This window comes from Candidatus Methylomirabilota bacterium, assembly GCA_036002485.1.
GTDB lineage: Bacteria > Methylomirabilota > Methylomirabilia > Rokubacteriales > CSP1-6 > AR37.
The window spans coordinates 60,693-77,056 of record DASYTI010000019.1; the positions used below are offsets into that span (position 1 = coordinate 60,693).

Annotated in this window: 17 protein-coding genes; 16 read left to right on the plus strand and 1 reads right to left on the minus strand. The window is 68.0% G+C overall.

Going from position 1 to position 16,364, the window contains the following annotated elements; all coding sequences use genetic code 11:
• Positions 1–13: 13 nt before the first annotated feature.
• From VGT00_02275 to VGT00_02340, 14 genes are all read left to right on the plus strand, one after another.
• Entirely contained in the window at positions 14–508 is a 495-nt protein-coding gene (locus VGT00_02275; protein HEV8530225.1) for a crossover junction endodeoxyribonuclease RuvC, read from the plus strand.
• Between the two features lie 7 nt (positions 509–515).
• A complete protein-coding gene (ruvA, locus tag VGT00_02280; GenBank protein HEV8530226.1) occupies positions 516–1,178 on the plus strand; it encodes a Holliday junction branch migration protein RuvA in 663 nt (220 codons plus the stop codon).
• A gap of 17 nt (positions 1,179–1,195) precedes the next feature.
• Positions 1,196–2,206, plus strand: coding sequence for a Holliday junction branch migration DNA helicase RuvB (gene ruvB, locus VGT00_02285; GenBank protein ID HEV8530227.1), 1,011 nt, complete (start codon positions 1,196–1,198; stop codon positions 2,204–2,206).
• Positions 2,207–2,219: 13 nt separating this feature from the next.
• Complete coding sequence (locus VGT00_02290; GenBank protein HEV8530228.1) at positions 2,220–2,447, plus strand: DUF2905 domain-containing protein; 228 nt, start codon at positions 2,220–2,222, stop codon at positions 2,445–2,447.
• The gene (locus VGT00_02295; GenBank protein HEV8530229.1) at positions 2,426–3,553 is read left to right on the plus strand and encodes a SpoIID/LytB domain-containing protein; all 1,128 of its coding nucleotides are present in this window, start codon (positions 2,426–2,428) and stop codon (positions 3,551–3,553) included. The genes VGT00_02290 and VGT00_02295 overlap by 22 nt, the downstream gene beginning before the upstream one ends.
• 13 nt (positions 3,554–3,566) lie before the next feature.
• Positions 3,567–3,899 (plus strand): tRNA-binding protein, encoded by a 333-nt coding sequence (locus VGT00_02300; GenBank protein ID HEV8530230.1) that lies wholly within the window; start codon positions 3,567–3,569, stop codon positions 3,897–3,899.
• A gap of 46 nt (positions 3,900–3,945) precedes the next feature.
• On the plus strand, positions 3,946–4,989 hold the full coding sequence (queA, locus tag VGT00_02305) for a tRNA preQ1(34) S-adenosylmethionine ribosyltransferase-isomerase QueA (protein ID HEV8530231.1): 1,044 nt from the start codon (positions 3,946–3,948) through the stop codon (positions 4,987–4,989).
• On the plus strand, positions 4,986–6,146 hold the full coding sequence (gene tgt, locus VGT00_02310) for a tRNA guanosine(34) transglycosylase Tgt (GenBank protein ID HEV8530232.1): 1,161 nt from the start codon (positions 4,986–4,988) through the stop codon (positions 6,144–6,146). Before queA ends, tgt begins: the two co-directional genes overlap by 4 nt.
• Before the next feature lie 5 nt (positions 6,147–6,151).
• A complete protein-coding gene (yajC, locus tag VGT00_02315) occupies positions 6,152–6,487 on the plus strand; it encodes a preprotein translocase subunit YajC (GenBank protein ID HEV8530233.1) in 336 nt (111 codons plus the stop codon).
• Complete coding sequence (gene secD, locus VGT00_02320) at positions 6,487–8,040, plus strand: protein translocase subunit SecD (GenBank protein ID HEV8530234.1); 1,554 nt, start codon at positions 6,487–6,489, stop codon at positions 8,038–8,040. Before yajC ends, secD begins: the two co-directional genes overlap by 1 nt.
• An 11-nt stretch (positions 8,041–8,051) precedes the next feature.
• On the plus strand, positions 8,052–8,984 hold the full coding sequence (secF, locus tag VGT00_02325; GenBank protein HEV8530235.1) for a protein translocase subunit SecF: 933 nt from the start codon (positions 8,052–8,054) through the stop codon (positions 8,982–8,984).
• A 64-nt stretch (positions 8,985–9,048) separates the two neighbouring features.
• Complete coding sequence (locus tag VGT00_02330; protein ID HEV8530236.1) at positions 9,049–11,190, plus strand: bifunctional (p)ppGpp synthetase/guanosine-3',5'-bis(diphosphate) 3'-pyrophosphohydrolase; 2,142 nt, start codon at positions 9,049–9,051, stop codon at positions 11,188–11,190.
• A gap of 24 nt (positions 11,191–11,214) precedes the next feature.
• Positions 11,215–11,586 carry a metallopeptidase family protein gene (locus VGT00_02335; GenBank protein HEV8530237.1) on the plus strand — a complete coding sequence of 124 codons (372 nt, stop codon included), beginning with the start codon at positions 11,215–11,217 and terminating at the stop codon, positions 11,584–11,586.
• 263 nt (positions 11,587–11,849) lie between these two features.
• Entirely contained in the window at positions 11,850–12,776 is a 927-nt protein-coding gene (locus tag VGT00_02340) for a type IV toxin-antitoxin system AbiEi family antitoxin (GenBank protein ID HEV8530238.1), read from the plus strand.
• 583 nt (positions 12,777–13,359) lie between these two features.
• Here VGT00_02340 and rpmB read toward each other — a convergent pair.
• Positions 13,360–13,557, minus strand: a complete 198-nt coding sequence (gene rpmB / locus VGT00_02345; protein HEV8530239.1) for a 50S ribosomal protein L28 — start codon at positions 13,555–13,557, stop codon at positions 13,360–13,362.
• An 82-nt stretch (positions 13,558–13,639) separates the two neighbouring features.
• On the opposite strand from rpmB, the gene recG reads away from it, so the two are divergent.
• The gene (recG, locus tag VGT00_02350) at positions 13,640–15,766 is read left to right on the plus strand and encodes an ATP-dependent DNA helicase RecG (GenBank protein HEV8530240.1); all 2,127 of its coding nucleotides are present in this window, start codon (positions 13,640–13,642) and stop codon (positions 15,764–15,766) included.
• Positions 15,766–16,320: a 16S rRNA (guanine(966)-N(2))-methyltransferase RsmD gene (gene rsmD / locus VGT00_02355; protein HEV8530241.1), complete on the plus strand. Its 555-nt coding sequence runs from the start codon at positions 15,766–15,768 to the stop codon at positions 16,318–16,320. Before recG ends, rsmD begins: the two co-directional genes overlap by 1 nt.
• The last annotated feature ends 44 nt before the right edge of the window (positions 16,321–16,364 follow it).

The following is a 16,364-nucleotide window of genomic DNA, read 5'->3' on the forward strand; positions in this document are numbered from 1 at the left end:
CGGCGTGCGCGTGATGGGCGTGGATCCCGGGCTCGTGGACACGGGCTTCGGAATCCTCGAGGCGGGGCCGGGCGCGGTGACGGTCGTGGCGGCGGGGGTGGTGTCGACCACGTCCACCCTGCCCCTCGAAGCCCGGCTCAATGCCATTCACCGGGCCATGGTCAAGATCATCGAGGAGCGCCGGCCGGCCTTCCTGGTCGTCGAGGATCTCTACACCGAGTACAAGTTTCCCCGCACGGCCATCCTCATGGGCCATGCCCGCGGGGTCATCTATCTCGCCGCGCGCCAGCTCGGCGTGGCCGTGACCGCCCTCTCACCGTCGGAGGTCAAGCGCGCGGTGACGGGCAATGGCGCGGCGGGCAAGGCGCAGGTCCAGCGCAGCGTCCAGACCCTCCTCGGCCTCAAGGACCTGCCGCGGCCCTCGCACCTGGCCGACGCGCTCGGCCTCGCCGTCACCGGTCTCGCCCGCGTCACCGGCATCACCCCACGGGCTCGAGCGGTCAGATGATCCGCACATGATCGCCCTCCTGCGCGGACGACTGCGCCGGAAGCACGAGAACCGCGTGGTGGTCGAGGCGGCGGGAGTCGGCTACGAGGTCGTGCTGCCCCCGGTGGTCCAGCAGGCCATCGCGGGCGCGCTCGCGAGCGACGGAGACGGCGCGGCCGAGGTGACGCTGGAGATCCACTACCACGCGACCCAGAACCAGCCCTCGCCCGTGCTGATCGGGTTCCTCTCCGGACTCGAGAAAGAATTCTTCGAGAAGCTCATCACGGTCAAGGACGTGGGCCCGCTGGTGGCGGCCCGGTCGCTTGCCTCGCCGGTTTCGGAGATCGCCGCCGCCATCGCGCGCCAGGACGAGGCCTATCTTCGGCGCCTGCCGGGTATCGGTCCTCAGAAGGCCAAGAACATCGTGGCCCAGCTGTCTTCCAAGGTCGCCAAGTTCGCCCTGTCCCAGCCGGGGGCGGTGGTGGAGCACGGCAAGGCCACCGCGCCCGCTTCCGTCCGTATGGATGAGGATGGCCTGCGAGGCGCGGTCTTCGAGATCATGACCAAGCAGCTGGGCCATCGGCCGGGCGAGGCCGCCCATCTCATCACCGCCGCCCTGTCCCGGAAGCCGGGCATCACCACCCCGGAAGAGCTCTTCGACGAGATCTACCGCGGGGCCAAGACCCCGTGACCGACGAAGCCAGGGTCATGAGTCACGTCGCCTTGCCCGAGGAGACGCAGGTCGAGCGGCAGCTCCGGCCCCAGCGGCTCGACGAGTATGTCGGCCAGCGGGCGGCCGTGGAGAGTTTGCGCGTCTCCGTCCTGGCCGCCGGCCAGCGGGGCGAGCCGCTCGATCATGTGCTTCTGTCGGGCCCTCCGGGGCTGGGCAAGACCACCCTGGCCACCATCCTCGCCAATGAGATGTCCGCTTCGATCGTCACCACGGCCGGGCCCTCGCTCGAGCGCGGGGGCGACCTGATGGGCATCCTCACCAACCTCAATGAGCGGGACGTCCTCTTCGTGGACGAGATCCACCGGCTGCCGCGCATCGTCGAGGAGCTCCTCTATCCGGCCATGGAGGACTTCACCGTCAATTTCGTCATGGACAAGGGCCTGAACGCCCGCACCATGCGGATCCCCCTTCGGCCCTTCACGCTCGTGGGAGCCACCACTCGGCCGGGCATGCTCTCGTCGCCGCTCCGCGAGCGCTTCGGCATCTTCCACCACCTGGATTTCTACTCGCTGGAGGAGCTCCAGGCCATCATCACGCGCTCGGCCTCCATCCTGGGCGCCCCCCTCCAGCCGGACGGGGCCGGGGCCATCGCCAAGCGATCGCGCGGGACGCCCCGCATCGCCAACCGTCTCCTGCGACGGGTGCGCGACTATGTCCAGGTCAAGGGCACCGGAGTGGTGTCGGGGGCCGCGGCCGTCGATGCCCTCAGCCGCGAGGGAGTCGACTCGGAAGGGCTCGATCGGCTCGACACGCGCTTCCTCAAGGCGATCATCGAGCAGTACGGAGGGGGCCCCGTCGGGCTCGAGGCCATTGCCGCCACCATTAATGATGAAGCGGAGACTCTCGCGGAGGTCGTGGAGCCCTTCCTCCTCAAGATCGGCTTCCTCGTGCGGACGCCCACCGGCCGCAAGGCGACGCCGGCCGCGTATGCCCATCTCGGGTTCGCCACGCCGGCTCCGGGCGGGCAGGGCATGCTGCCGATCTAGGAGCCGCTCATCCGTGGCCGACTTGGGGAAAATGCTTCTCGGGGTCGGGCTCGTGATGGTACTTCTTGGAGGAATTCTGCTTCTCGTCTCCAACTTCGCGGGAAAGGTGCCATGGCTCGGACGATTGCCGGGGGATATCTATATCGAGCGGGGAAGCTGGCGGTTCTATTTTCCGCTCGGCACCTCCATCCTGCTCTCCGTCGTGCTGTCGCTGCTCGTGTGGCTCTTCTCGCGGCGCTAGGCCTGGCCCTCCCGCTGGCCCTGTCGGCGCCGGCCTGGGCATCGGGCGATATCCGCGTCGGTCTGGCCGAAGGGCTAGCCACGGTCGAGGTGGGCGGCGGCCCCATGCTCGTCCATGACCTCGCGGGCCGCGCGCTCGCCGAGGAGCCAATCACCTGGCTGCGGGTGCTCCGACGGGACGGCGGGCTGGAGTGGCGCGGGCAACGCCTGACGGGTCTTCGTGTGTCCCCGGCCGGGGGCCATGCCCTTCGCTTCCAGCAAAGGCCCTATCCAGGCGTCCTCGAGGTGATGCTCGGGCCCGAAGGGCTGATGGTGGTGAACCAGCTCCCGCTCGAGGAATACCTGGTCGGCGCCGTCAAGGCCGAGGCCGGCGACAAGTGGCCCCTCGAGATGCTCAAGGCCCAGGCCATCGTGGCCCGCACCTACGCTGCGTATCACCGGCGGCTCAATGGGACCAAGCCCTACCACCTGATGTCGAGTACGGCCAATCAGCAGTACGCCGGACAGGTACTCGAGACCTCGCCGGCCTGGTCGGCCGTGCGGGAGACAGAGGGGCAGGTGCTGCTCTGGGAGGGTGATCTCTTCCCGGCCTTCTATCACACGGACAGCGGGGGCTACACCGAGGACCCGCGCGCCGTGTTCGCCGCCAGCAACATGCCGGCGCTTCCCCCGGTGCGGGTGGAGTTTCCCTCGGCCTCTCCGCACCACGCCTGGATCCTAGACGTGCCGCTCGCGGATCTCGCCACCGCCTTGAGGAGGGGCGGGGTCTCGGTGGGCAGCATCGTGGGCCTCCGCGTGGTCGAGCGCAGCACCTCGTTGCGGGTCTCTCGCATCGCCGTCGACGGCACGCGCGGCACCGCCACCCTGCGCGGCAACGATCTCCGACGCCTGGTCGGCTACGATACGCTGAAAAGCACGCTGTTCGCGGTCTCGGTGGATCGGGCCTATGCTCGATTCGCCGGGCGCGGCTATGGCCATGGCGTCGGCCTCGATCAGTGGAGCGCCAAGACCATGGCCGAGCAGGGCTATGCGGCCCGCCAGATCGCCCTCTACTACTACCCCGGGGCCACGCTCGCTTCGCTGACGGCCAGTCCCTCACTCAAGTAGCCGCATCCTTTCCATGGCCATCTCGTGGGCAGATTTCGAGCGAGTGGACATGCGTGTCGGGGTGATCACGGACGCTCAGCCCTTCCCCGAAGCCAAGAATCCGGCCCTCAAGCTCTCCATCGACTTCGGCCCTCTCGGCGTCAAGCGCTCGAGCGCGCAGATCACGGATCGCTACGCGCCGGGCGATCTCGTAGGACGGCGCGTGGTCGCCGTGGTGAACTTCCCGCCCAAGCAGATCGGACCCTTCGTCTCCGAGGTGCTCGTGCTGGGCGCCTACGACGAGCATGGCGCGGTCATCCTCCTCCGCCCCGACTTCGACGTCACGCCAGGATCGAAGATCGGGTAAGCCCGCTCCCCCCGCGTGCCTGTCCGCGAGGGGATGCTAGACTTCGATGGCGATGGATCTCTCCCTGTTTGACTATGAGCTGCCACCGGAGCGCATCGCGCAGGAGCCCGCGGAGGCGCGCGATGCTTCCCGGCTCCTCGTGCTGGACCGCGGGCGCCACCGCTGGGAGGATGCGCGGTTCTCGGATCTGCCGCGGTGGCTGCGGGCCGGCGACTGCCTCGTGGTCAACGAGAGCCGGGTCATCCCGGCACGGCTCCTGGGCCTCCTGGAGGGTGAGGACACCGCGGTCGAGCTGCTCATGGTGCGGGCGCTCGAGGGCATGCGCTGGGAGGCATTGGTGCGTCCCGGCCGGCGCCTTCGAGTGGGCGCGCGGGTCTCGCTGGCGCATGGCGCCGCGCGCGTCACCGTGCTCGACCGCCGCCCCGAAGGAGCTCGCGTGGTCGAGATCGAGGCGCCCTGGCCCGTGCAGGAGCTTCTCGAGCGCCACGGGCTGCCGCCCCTCCCTCCTTACATCGCGCGTCACGACGCGCCCAAGCCCGAGGACTGGGAGCGCTACCAGACGGTGTACGCGCGCCCCCCGGGCTCGATTGCCGCGCCGACGGCCGGACTCCACTTCACCCGGGCCCTTCTCGAGCGCCTGGCCGCGGCCGGCGTGGAGATTCACCCCATCACCCTGCATGTAGGACCCGGCACGTTTCGGCCCATCCGTACGCGCGCCGTCGAGGCGCATCGTCTCGCGCCCGAGACCGCCGAGGTGCGCGCGGCGACCGCCGAGGCCGTGAACCGGGCCCGCGCGGAGGGCCGCAGAGTCATCGCCATCGGGACCACGGCCACCCGGACTCTGGAGTGGGCGTCCGACGCCACGGGCGTGGTCCAGGGGCGGAGCGGCGAGGCGGACCTGTTCGTCTTTCCGGGCCACCGCTTCAGGGTCGTGGATGCCCTCGTCACGAATTTTCATCTGCCTCGCTCGAGCCTGCTCTTGCTCGTCTCGGCGTTCGCCGGGCGCGAGCTCATCCTCGCCGCCTACGCCCACGCCGTGGCTGAGGGCTATAGGTTTTATTCCTACGGCGACGCGATGCTGATCCTGTGACGGCGCCCGTGACCTTCGAGGTGCTGGCGCGGGACGGCGCCGCGCGGGCCGGACGGCTCGGCACGCGTCACGGGGCCGTCGAGACGCCGGCCTTCATGCCCGTGGCCACGGTCGGATCGGTCAAGGGCCTCTCGCCGGCAGACGTCCGCGCCTCCGGCGGGCAGATCGTGCTCGCCAATACCTACCATCTCTTCCTGCGCCCCGGGCACGAGGTGATCCGCGAGCTGGGCGGGCTCCACCGCTTCATGGGCTGGGAGGGGCCTCTGCTCACGGACTCCGGGGGCTTCCAGGTCTTCAGCCTGTCGAAGCTCCGAAGGCTGGGCGAGGAGGGCGTGGAGTTCCGCTCGCACATCGATGGCTCGCTGCGCCTCCTCACGCCAGAGGTCTGCGTCGAGATCCAGCACGCGCTGGGCGTGGACATCCTCCACCCCCTCGACGAATGCCTGCCCTATCCCGCGACGGAGACAGACACGGAGCGGTCGCTCGGACTCACCCTCCGGTGGCTCGCTCGATCGGTGACGATCCATGCCAAGGGCGATGGCGGCCGAGCGCTCTTCGGGATCGTGCAGGGCGGGAGCTACCCCGTATTGAGGCGGCGGGCCACCGAGGCGGTCTGCGCCTATGACCTGCCGGGCTACTCGATCGGCGGCCTCGCGGTCGGCGAGGACACCGGGCGTCTCTACGACATGGCGGAGCTGACGGCCGCCCTTCTCCCGCCGGATCGGCCCCGCTACTTGATGGGAGTGGGCAAGCCGCGGGACCTGGTGGAGGCCGTCGCGCGCGGGATCGACCTGTTCGACTGCGTGGTCCCGACGCGCAATGCCCGCAACGGCCAGGCTTTCACGGCGAACGGGCCGCTCACCATCAGCCACGCGCGCCACGCGCGTGATCCCGGCCCCCTCGACGCGGAGTGCCCGTGTGAAGCGTGTCGGCAGTTCTCCCGCGCGTATCTCCGACACCTCTTCGCGGCGCGAGAGCTCCTGGCCTATCGGCTCCTCTCCTTGCACAACCTGACCTTCTATCACGGGCTCTTGACGAGCGCGCGTCACGCGATCACGGAAGGCCGGTTTTCCTCTTTCCGGTCTCGGTTTCTCGACCGTTATGGGGTAGAATCCCTGGGCGGTTCGGACCCCACCTCGATGGTCACGGAGGCCTGAAGTCCATGGTGGATCTCGCGTTCGCGGCGGCGCAGTCGCCCAGCGGGCAGGGCGGCGGCTCGGCCATGGTGCAGGTCGCCTTCTTCGCGGCCATCTTCGCTATCTTCTACTTCCTCCTCATCCGCCCCCAGCAGAAGCAGCGGCGCGAGCGCGAGTCGCTGCTCACCAAGGTCAAGGCGGGGGACCGCGTGGTGATGTCGAGCGGCTTGCACGGCACCGTGGTCAAGCTCTCGGAGCACAGCGTCACCATCAAGGTGGCCGACCAGGTGCGCCTCGAGTTCGACCGCACGGCCATTGGCCGCATCGTGCCGTCCTCGGGCGAGGGCGCCGCGGGCTCCTGATGACCCGCCGTCTCTGGCTCCGCGTCGGCATCGTGGCCGTGGTGGCGGTGGTGTCGATCTTCTACCTCTACCCTCCGAAGAAGACCATCAACCTCGGCCTCGATCTTCAGGGCGGCATCCACCTCGTGCTCGGCGTGGACATCGACAAGGCTTTCCAGACCCAGGTCGATCGGGTCGGGGACAGCATCCGCGGCGCGGTCGAGAAGAAGGGGATAGCCCTCAAGGCCGTCGAGCGGCGGGGCACCACGGAGCTCGTCGTGCAGCTAGCCTCCCCCCCGCAATGGGCGGAAGCCCAGACCGCGCTCAAGGAGTTCGGCGCGCTCGAGATCAAGGAATCCGATCAGACGGCCGGCCGCGTCGTGCTCGCCATGCGCCCGCGCGAGGTCACGGCCCAGCGCGAGTGGTTCATCAAGCAGGGTCTCGAGACCATTCGAAACCGCGTGGACCAGTTCGGGGTGGCGGAGCCTTCCATTCAGCAGCAGGGCGACAACCGCATCCTCGTCCAGCTGCCGGGGGTCCAGGACCCCGAGCGGGCCAAGGCTCTGATCGGCAAGACCGCGCTGCTCGAGTTCAAGCTGGTCAACGAGAGTGCCAGTGTCGAGCAGGCGGTGGCGGGGCAGGTGCCGCCGGGTTCAGAGCTGGTCTATCAGCGCCGCGTCGACAAGGAGACCAAGGAGGAGCGCAAGACCCCCTTCGTGGTCGAGAAGAAGGCGCATCTCACGGGGGCCGACGTCGCCAATGCGCGCGTCTCCATCGACCAGAACACGAGCGAGCCCTATGTGTCGCTCGAGTTCACGGCGGCCGGCGCGAAGGCCTTCGCGGAATTGACCACGAACAATGTCGGCCGCCATCTTGCCATCATCCTCGACGGCAACCTCTACTCCGCTCCCGTCATCCGCGAGCGGATTCCCTCGGGGCAGGCCCAGATCACGGGCGGGTTCACCACGGAGGCCGCGACCGATCTGGCCATCGTGCTGCGGGCGGGCGCCCTGCCCGCGCCCGTGCAGGTGCTCGAGGAGCGCACGGTGGGACCGTCGCTCGGCGCCGACTCGATTCGCAAGGGCATCGTCTCGAGCGCGGCGGCCGCCCTGGCCGTGGTGCTGTTCATGCTCGTCTATTACCGGGTGTCCGGGCTCATCGCCGACGTCGCCCTCGGGCTCAACCTGCTCATCCTGCTCGCGGCTATGGCCGGCTTCCACGCCACCCTGACCCTGCCGGGCATCGCGGGTGTGGTGCTGACGATCGGCATGGCCGTGGACACCAATATCCTGATCTTCGAGCGCATCCGGGAGGAGCTGCGCGGCGGCAAGACGGTGCGCGCGGCCATCGACTCGGGCTTCGCCCGCGCCTTCCGCACGGTCATCGACACCCACGTGACCGTGCTCGTCTCCGCGGCCATCCTGTACCAGTTCGGCACCGGACCCGTGAAGGGATTCGCGGTCACCCTCGCCATCGGCCTCCTGGCCAGCCTCTTCACGGCCGTGTTCTTCACCCGCCTGGTCTTCGACCTGATGTACATGCGATCCCGGCGGGTCGAGAGCATCTCGATCTAGGCGCTCCTGCCATGATGCAGATCTTCGTCAACGCCAAGTACGACTTCGTGGGCAAGCGGCGCTGGTTCTACGCCGTCTCCGGCGGGTCCATTCTCGTGAGCATCATCTGGATCCTCTTCGTGGGCGGCCTCAACTACGGTATCGACTTCACGGGGGGCGCGCTCGTGCAGGTTCGGTACGACAAGCCAGCCTCCGTTGATCTCGTTCGACGCGGCCTCGACGAGATCAAGCTCGGCACGGCGATCATCCAGCAATTCGGTGATCCTCAGGAATATCTGATCCGACTGCCGCACGTCGCAGAGAAGCCGGACGACCTCGCCAAGCAGGTGCAGGCGGTCCTGGCCAAGGCCGCGGGCGCATCGGTGGAGATCCGGCGCCTCGAGTTCGTCGGCCCGCAGGTGGGCCGAGACCTCCAGCTGCAGGCCCTCTATGCCGTCCTGGCCGGCATGGCGGGCATCCTGATCTATGTCGCCTTCCGCTTTCATTTCCGCGACGGGGTCATCTCGGTGGTGGCCATCGCCCACGACGTCATCGTCACCCTGGGCGCGCTCTCGCTGACCCAGCGCGAGATGTCCCTGCCTGTGCTGGCGGCCCTCCTGACCATCGTGGGCTACTCCATCAACGACACCATCGTCGTCTTCGACCGCATCCGGGAGAACCGCGCCAAGGGCCTGCGGAAGGGCCAGACCATCGCCGAGCTGGTCAATACCGCCATGAACCAGACCCTGTCCCGGACGCTCCTGACGTCCTTCACGACCTTCATCTCCGCCGTTGTCCTCCTCGTCTTCGGGGGCGAGGTCCTGCGTGATTTCGCCTTCGCTCTCGTGGTCGGGGTGGTCACGGGCACCTACTCGTCCATCGCGGCGGCCTCGCTGGTCATGGACTGGGAGACCTGGAGTCGGGTTCGGACCAAGACGGCGGGCAAGGTTCCCGCGAAGGCCTGAAAAAAGCCGTAGCAACCTCCTGATTTTAGTGGCAAAATCAGAGGTCAACCTCGGAGGGTAAGGGTTGACCCAGCTCGAGACGCTCATAGAGGAGATCCCGAAGTACCAGCCGGGCGCGAACCTGGATCTGGTCAACCGCGCCTACCGCTTCTCCGAGCTCAGCCACCGCGGCCAGCAGCGCGCCTCGGGTGAGCCGTACCTCTCGCACCCCCTGGAAGTCGCCGGCCTCCTCGTGAACTTCAAGATGGACGTGACGACGGTTACCGCCGGCCTCCTTCACGACGTGCTCGAAGACACCGAGGCGACCAAGGACGATCTCGAGCGAGAGTTCGGCCGGGAGATCGCCGACCTCGTGGACGGCGTGACCAAGATCGGCAAGCTCGCCTTCTCGTCGCGCGAGGAGCGGCAGGCCGAGAACTTCCGGAAGATGGTCGTGGCCATGGCCCACGACCTGCGCGTGCTCATGATCAAGCTGGCCGACCGTCTCCACAACATGCGCACCCTCGACTACCTCCCGCCCGACAAGGGGCGGAAGATCGCCCAGGAGACGCTCGACATCTACGCGCCCCTGGCCCACCGTCTCGGCATGGCCAAGGTCAAGGCCGAGCTGGAGGACCTGGCCCTCCGGGTCATGCAGCCCGAGGACTACCAGGACCTGATGCGCCGGGTGGCCAAGCGCCGCCTCGAGCGCGAGGCCGAGATCAACCAGCTCATCGCCATCCTCCAGGAGAAGCTGGGGGAGGTGGACATCGAGTCGAAGATCGCCGGGCGGCCCAAGCACTTCTACTCGATCTGGAAGAAGATGCACGAAGGGGGGCGCGAGTTCGACGAGATCTACGATCTCACCGCCGTGCGCGTGCTCACCAAGACCGTGCGCGACTGCTACGGTGCCCTGGGCGTGATCCACTCGCTCTGGAAGCCCGTGCCCGGCCGCTTCAAGGACTTCATCGCCATGCCCAAGGTCAACATGTACCAGTCGCTCCACACCACGGTCATCGGGCCCAAGGGCGATCCGGTCGAGATCCAGATCCGAACCTGGGACATGCACCGGGTGGCAGAGGAGGGGATCGCCGCGCACTGGCTCTACAAGGAGAAGAAGAGCGAGCGCGACCGCTTCGACGAGGCCTTCGTGTGGCTCCGGCAGCTCGTGGAGTCGCAGAGCGATCTCAAGGACTCGCAGGAGTTTCTCGACTCGGTCCGTCTCGATCTCTTTCCCGACGAGGTCTACGTCTTCACCCCCAAGGGCGACGTCAAGGCGCTCCCGGAAGGCTCGACGCCGCTCGACTTCGCGTACGCCGTCCACACCGACGTGGGCCACCATTGTGTGGGCGCCAAGGTCAACGGCAAGCTGGTGCCCCTCCGCTACACCCTGCGCCAGGGCGATATCGTCGAGATCGTCGCCTCGCCCACCCAGCACCCGAGCCGCGACTGGCTCAAGATCGTCAAGTCGAGCCGCTCCAAGGCCAAGATCAACCAGTGGCTGAAGATCGAGGAGCGCGCCCGCTCTCTCGAGCTCGGCCGCGAGCTCTTCGACCGGGAGGCCAAGAAGTATCGGCTGGTCCCCGCCACGCTCCTGGCCTCGGAGGAGATGAAGAAGCTCCTCGTGGAGCTCGGCTTCTCCTCGGCCGACGACCTGCTCGCCTCCGTGGGCTATGGCAAGAGCTCGGTGCACCAGGTCCTGGGCAAGCTCGCGCCCGCCGTGGTCCACGACGAGCCCGCGCCCGACCGGACGGCCAAGGCGCCGCGCAAGGCCGAGGGCGCTGTTCGCATCCGGGGCGTGGACGACGTGCTCGTGCGCTTCGGCAAGTGCTGCTCGCCCGTGCCGGGCGACGGCATCGTGGGCTTCATCACACGGGGCCGAGGACTGACGGTGCACGCGCGCGACTGCCTGACCGTAGTCAAGAACGTGCTCGACAAGGAGCGGCTGGTGGCCGTGGAGTGGGACGGGGGCGAGCCCGCCACGCGCCCGGTCAAGATCGCCGTCTACATCGGGCGCGACCGTCCCGGCCTCCTCGCCGAGATCACCGCGGCCATTTCCTCGCGCCACGGCAACATCACCAAGGCGGAGATCACCGTCACCGACGACCGGAAGGGCATCAACCATTTTGTCATCGAGGTGGAGGACCTTCAGCAGCTGCAGGGCATCATGCAGAGCATCCGCGAAGTGAAGGACATCGTGAACGTGGAAAGAGTCCGCGGGCTCTAGTCCGCCGCCCCTCGCCGTTCCGCCATGACGCACACGGAGTTCGAGACGCTCGTCGAGCGGGCCCTCCGTACCTTGCCCCGCCGGTTCAAAGACAAGATCAGCAACGTGGCCATCGTGGTGGAGGACTGGGCGGACGAGGAGACCCTGGAGCAGGTCGGCATCGAGCCGCCCGACACCCTCTACGGCCTCTACCGGGGCATCGATCTCACCCGCCGCGACACCTCCTACGGCAATGTCCTGCCGGACACGATCCACATCTATCAAGGGCCGATCGAGGAGGACTGCGCCGATGCCGAGGAGATGGCCGAGCTCGTGCGCGACACCGTGATCCACGAGATCGGACACTATTTCGGTCTCGATGACGACACCATGGAAGACATCGAAGGCCACGAGTAGTCGCCGGGCCGATCTGCTTCGCCTGGATTTCCCCGTTCCGTCCCCGGTTGTCCGCCCGCTTCGGCTAAGTTTTTTGCTTGACAGCATTTTCATTTGTCCTTATGGTTTCAGCGTACGCTGAAAATTATGGAACAAGTGAAACGATGGACAAAACGCAGAGTATCGTGCGGTCAGCGGCCCAGTGGCTTCGGGACCTCCTTCCGAAAGCCACCGGTTGGGAGGAGCATGCCGGTTTCAAGGTCGGCAGCCAAAGGGCCGATCTCGTGATCAAATTCAAATTCGGCGGAGAAGAGCAGACGCTGCTTCTCGAAATCACTTCGCTCGGTCAGCCCCGCCAGATCCGGGAGACCATCACCCGTTTGGGGGAGCTGCGCGCCGAACTGGGCGGGGCCTATCCGGTGGCCGTGGCGCAATACATCAGCCCCCAGGGCGCGGGCATCCTGAAACGGAACGGTCTCGGATATCTCGATCTCTCGGGAAATTGCCATCTGGCCTTTGGCAATGTGCTCATCGAGAAGGAAGGCAAGCCCAATCTCCGGCCCTCGACGCGGCCGCTCAAGTCGCTCTTCGCGCCGCGCGCGACGCGCGTGATCCGGGCCCTCCTTGCCGAGCCCGCCCGCCTGTGGCGGCTCGATGAGCTCGCCAAGGCCTCGCAGGTCAGCCTCGGCCACGCGCACAACGTGGTCAAGCGCCTCGTCGAGCTCGCCTGGCTGGATCGGGGCGAGCAGCAGCGGATCCAGCTCAGCAAGCCCGCCGACCTCCTCGACGCATGGGTCGACGCCTACACGTACCGCCTCAACGAGGTCTCCACCTACTTCTCTCCCGAGCGGATCACCCGCAAGCTCGTGGGCGAGCTCGCCCGCGTTGCTCAGGAGGAGGGCCGGCGCTTCGCTTTCACGCTCCATTCCGGCGCCGCCCTCGTCGCGCCCAACGTCCGGTTCCCGGCTATCCACTGCTATCTCGAAGGCGATCCCGAGCCGGTGGCGAGGGTGCTGGGGCTGAGACCGGGTGATGACGGGGGTAATGTGCACCTGCTCGCGCCCTATGATCCTGGCGTCTTCCACGCGCCCATAACGAAAAGCGGCGTGCCCGTGGTGTGCCTGCCCCAGCTCTATGCCGATCTCTATCACTATGAGCGGCGTGGCCGTGAACAAGCGGCCCATATCCGCCGCGAAGCCATGGGCTTCTAGGCGGGGAAGGGAGGTGACGCTTCTATGAAGAAGAAAGCCAAGAAGAAGAGCGCAAAGAAGCGCAAGAAGGCGACGAAGAAGGGGCGGCGGCGGTAGCCGACGTCGAGCGTTCGAGTCGAGACGGTGCCCGATGTTCGAGTTGAGCGGCGAAGCCGCGAGACGAGGGCTGGGTTGATCCCGCAGGCGTGGCAGTTCGGCTGAGTTGACGAACGCAGCGGAAAGGGGGTGACTTCCTAATGGCGAAGAAGAAGAAGGCGGCCAAGAAGAAGAAGAAGTAGCGTGATCGGTCGGTGGGAGGTGGCGGCCTTCCATCGACGCGTTCCACGCTCTGTGAGCAGGTCACCCGGCGGGGGGCGGCAACGCTCCTCGCCGGGCTCCTGTTTCCCGGCTAGACGCAGGAGTCTGTCTCAGTAATCTCGATGCCCTCACGAGCAGGAATGTCACATTTCGAGCGCCGGCTTCGCCGGCCCAGTTCTCGGATTGCTCGCCTCGGGCGGCGGGGCCCCAGCCCCGCGACGTCCTCCGGCTCGCACTGGGTCGGGGGGAGGCCCCGGAAGGGGGGCGGAGCCCCCCTCCGAGTTCTCTAGACGACCTTGACGACCTTTCCGGCTTTCAGGCAGCGAGTGCAGACGCGCAGGCGCTGGACGGTGCCCGCGTCGCCGATCTTGCCCCGCATCGAGACGAGGTTGACGAGCCAGCGCCGCTTCGTGACATTGTGGGCGTGACTGATCTTGTGGCCGACGGACGGGCCTTTCCCGCACACATCGCAACGCTGAGCCATGCCGACTCCTTGAGGGGATCTGCGCCTGATTTGCCGGACGCGAGGCCCTTTTATAGCATGATCGGGTGAGCGGAGCAACGACTTGACCCCCACCGGCCCACGATCCCTCGGCGCGGCGTCTGAGCCCGCGGCCAAGCCCGGGCCCCGCACGCGTCTGGAGGCGCTTCCCGGAGTCGGCCCGCAGCGCGCGAAGCTCCTCGCCAAGCTCGGACTCGTCACCATCGAGGACGCGCTCGGCCAGCACCTGCCCAGCCGACACGAGGACCGCAGCCAGATCCTCCCCCTCGGGCGTCTCACGGTGGGCGAGGCGCGCACGTGCGCCGGTACCATCGCGGGGATCAGCCCTCCCCCGAGGGGACGGCCGCGCATGCCCTTGACCGTCATGATCCGCGACGCCAGCGGCTTCCTCCGCTGCGTCTGGTTCAACCAGCCGTACCTGGCGCGAGTCTTCAAGCGCGGGCAGTACCTGATCGTGCACGGAAAAGTCCAGCCCTATGGCCGTGGTCCCCTCCAGATGCAGGTCAAGGACTACGAGCTCGTCGAAGACGAGGAGGACGAGACGCTCCACACGGGCCGGCTCGTCCCCGTCTATCCGGCCACCGAGGGCCTGACCCAGCGCCCCCTGCGTCGTTTGATGAAGCGTCTCGTAGACGGATGGGCCGATACGATCGAAGATCCATTGCCGGCGACCGTCCGCGAGAAGCTCGGCCTTCTGCCCCTGGGCCAGGCCATTCGGGGCGCTCATTTCCCGGATACGGATGCCTCGCAGTCCCTGGCCCGCGGCCGACTCGTCTTCGACGATTTCTTTCTCCTGGAGATCGGCCTCGCCCTTCGCCGGCACCGTGAGGGCCGTCGGCGCGGCCTCGCCATGAATCCCCGGGGCGACCTGGCCCAACGTCTGCTCGCGGGGCTGCCCTACACGCTGACGGCCGCCCAGGAGCGCGTCCGGCGCGAGATCAAGATGGACATGGCCGAGCCCTATCCCATGAACCGCCTGCTCCAGGGCGACGTCGGCTCGGGCAAGACCGTGGTGGCGGCGTTGGCCATGGTCACGGCCATCGAAGCCGGCTACCAGGCGGCCCTCATGGCTCCCACGGAAATCCTGGCCGAGCAGCACATGATGACGCTGCAGGCGCTCCTCGAGCCCCTGGGCGCGCGCGTCGTCCTGCTCACCAGCGCGGTCAAGGGCAAGGCCCGACAGGCGGCCGTGGAGGCCGTGGAGAGCGGCGCGGCCGCCTGCGCCGTGGGCACCCACGCCCTCGTGCAGGGGGGCGTGGCCTTCAAGCGGCTGGGTCTCGCCGTCATCGACGAGCAGCACCGCTTCGGGGTGGGGCATCGCGCGGCCCTCCGCGGCAAGGCCGAGAGTCCCGACGTCCTCGTCATGACGGCCACGCCGATCCCGCGCACCCTCGCCCTCACCCTCTACGGCGACCTCGACGTCTCCGTGCTCGACGAGCTGCCGCCCGGGCGCAAGCCGGTGCGCACGGAGGCTCGCGAGGAGAAGGCCCGGCAGAAGATCTACGCCTTCCTTCGCGACGAGATGACGGCGGGCCGGCAGGTCTACGTCGTCTGCCCGCTCGTCGAGGAATCCGAGGTCTCGGATCTCCGCGCCGCCACCGAGGTGGCCGAGCGGCTGCAGGGGCAGGTGTTCCCGGAGCGTCGCGTGGGACTGATCCACGGCCGGCTGGGTTTCCTGGAGAAGGAGCGCGTCATGCGGGAGTTCAAGGAGGGCGCCCTCCACGTTCTCGTAGCCACCACGGTCATCGAGGTCGGCATCGACGTGCCCAATGCCTCCGTCATGCTCGTCGAGCACGCCGAGCGCTTCGGGCTCTCTCAGCTCCACCAGCTTCGCGGGCGCGTGGGGCGCGGGCCCTTCAAGAGCTTCTGCATCCTCTTGGCCGGGGCGGCGGGCGAGGACGGCCAGCGACGCATCGAGGCGATGACGGAGACGAATGACGGGTTCAAGATCGCCGAGGTCGACCTCGCGCTCCGCGGGCCGGGGGAGTTCTTCGGCACGCGTCAGTCGGGCTTGCCGGAGTTCCGCGTGGCCGATCTCCTGCGCGACGGCGCCGTCCTCGAGACGGCGCGCCGCGAGGCCTTCGCGGTCGTCCAGGCCGATCCGAGCCTGCTCGCTCCCGCCCACCGACGGCTCCGCGAGGCCCTCCTCGCGCGCTGGCGCGGCAAGCTCGACCTGGCGGGGATAGGCTGATGCGCGTCCTCGCCGGCGAGCTCAAGGGGCAGCGGCTCATCACGCCCAAGGGTCGGACCACGAGGCCCACCGCCGATCAGGTGCGCATTGCCTGCCTCGACACCCTCATGCCCTATCTGGAGGCGGGGCCTTTCCTCGATCTCTTCGCGGGGGCGGGCGGAATCGGGATCGAGGGACTCTCGCGGGGGGCGCCGTCGGCCGTCTTCGTCGAGGAGGACCGCGGGGCCATCGCCGCCCTCTCGGACAACGTGGCGCGCCTCGGGCTCAAGGACCGCGCGCGTATCATCCGCGCGGACGTCACGCGTGCGTTGGCGACCCTGGCCTCCGAGGGGGCGCGCTTCGCCGTCGTCTTCCTCGACCCGCCCTATGACTCGCTCCACACCGCGGGTACGCTCGATCGGCTGGGCGAGGGCGCGTGCCTCACGCCGGGGGCCGTGGTGGTCGCGCAGCATCCGAGCAAGCAGCCGCCCGCGCCCGACCGGGGCCTCCTCGCGCTGTGGAAAACGAAGCGCTTCGGGGAGACGACCTTGACTTTCTTTCGGGCCCGCGCGTAGAGTGAGCGTGCTTTTTCGACCATTTCCGCCGCAGTCATGGGGGA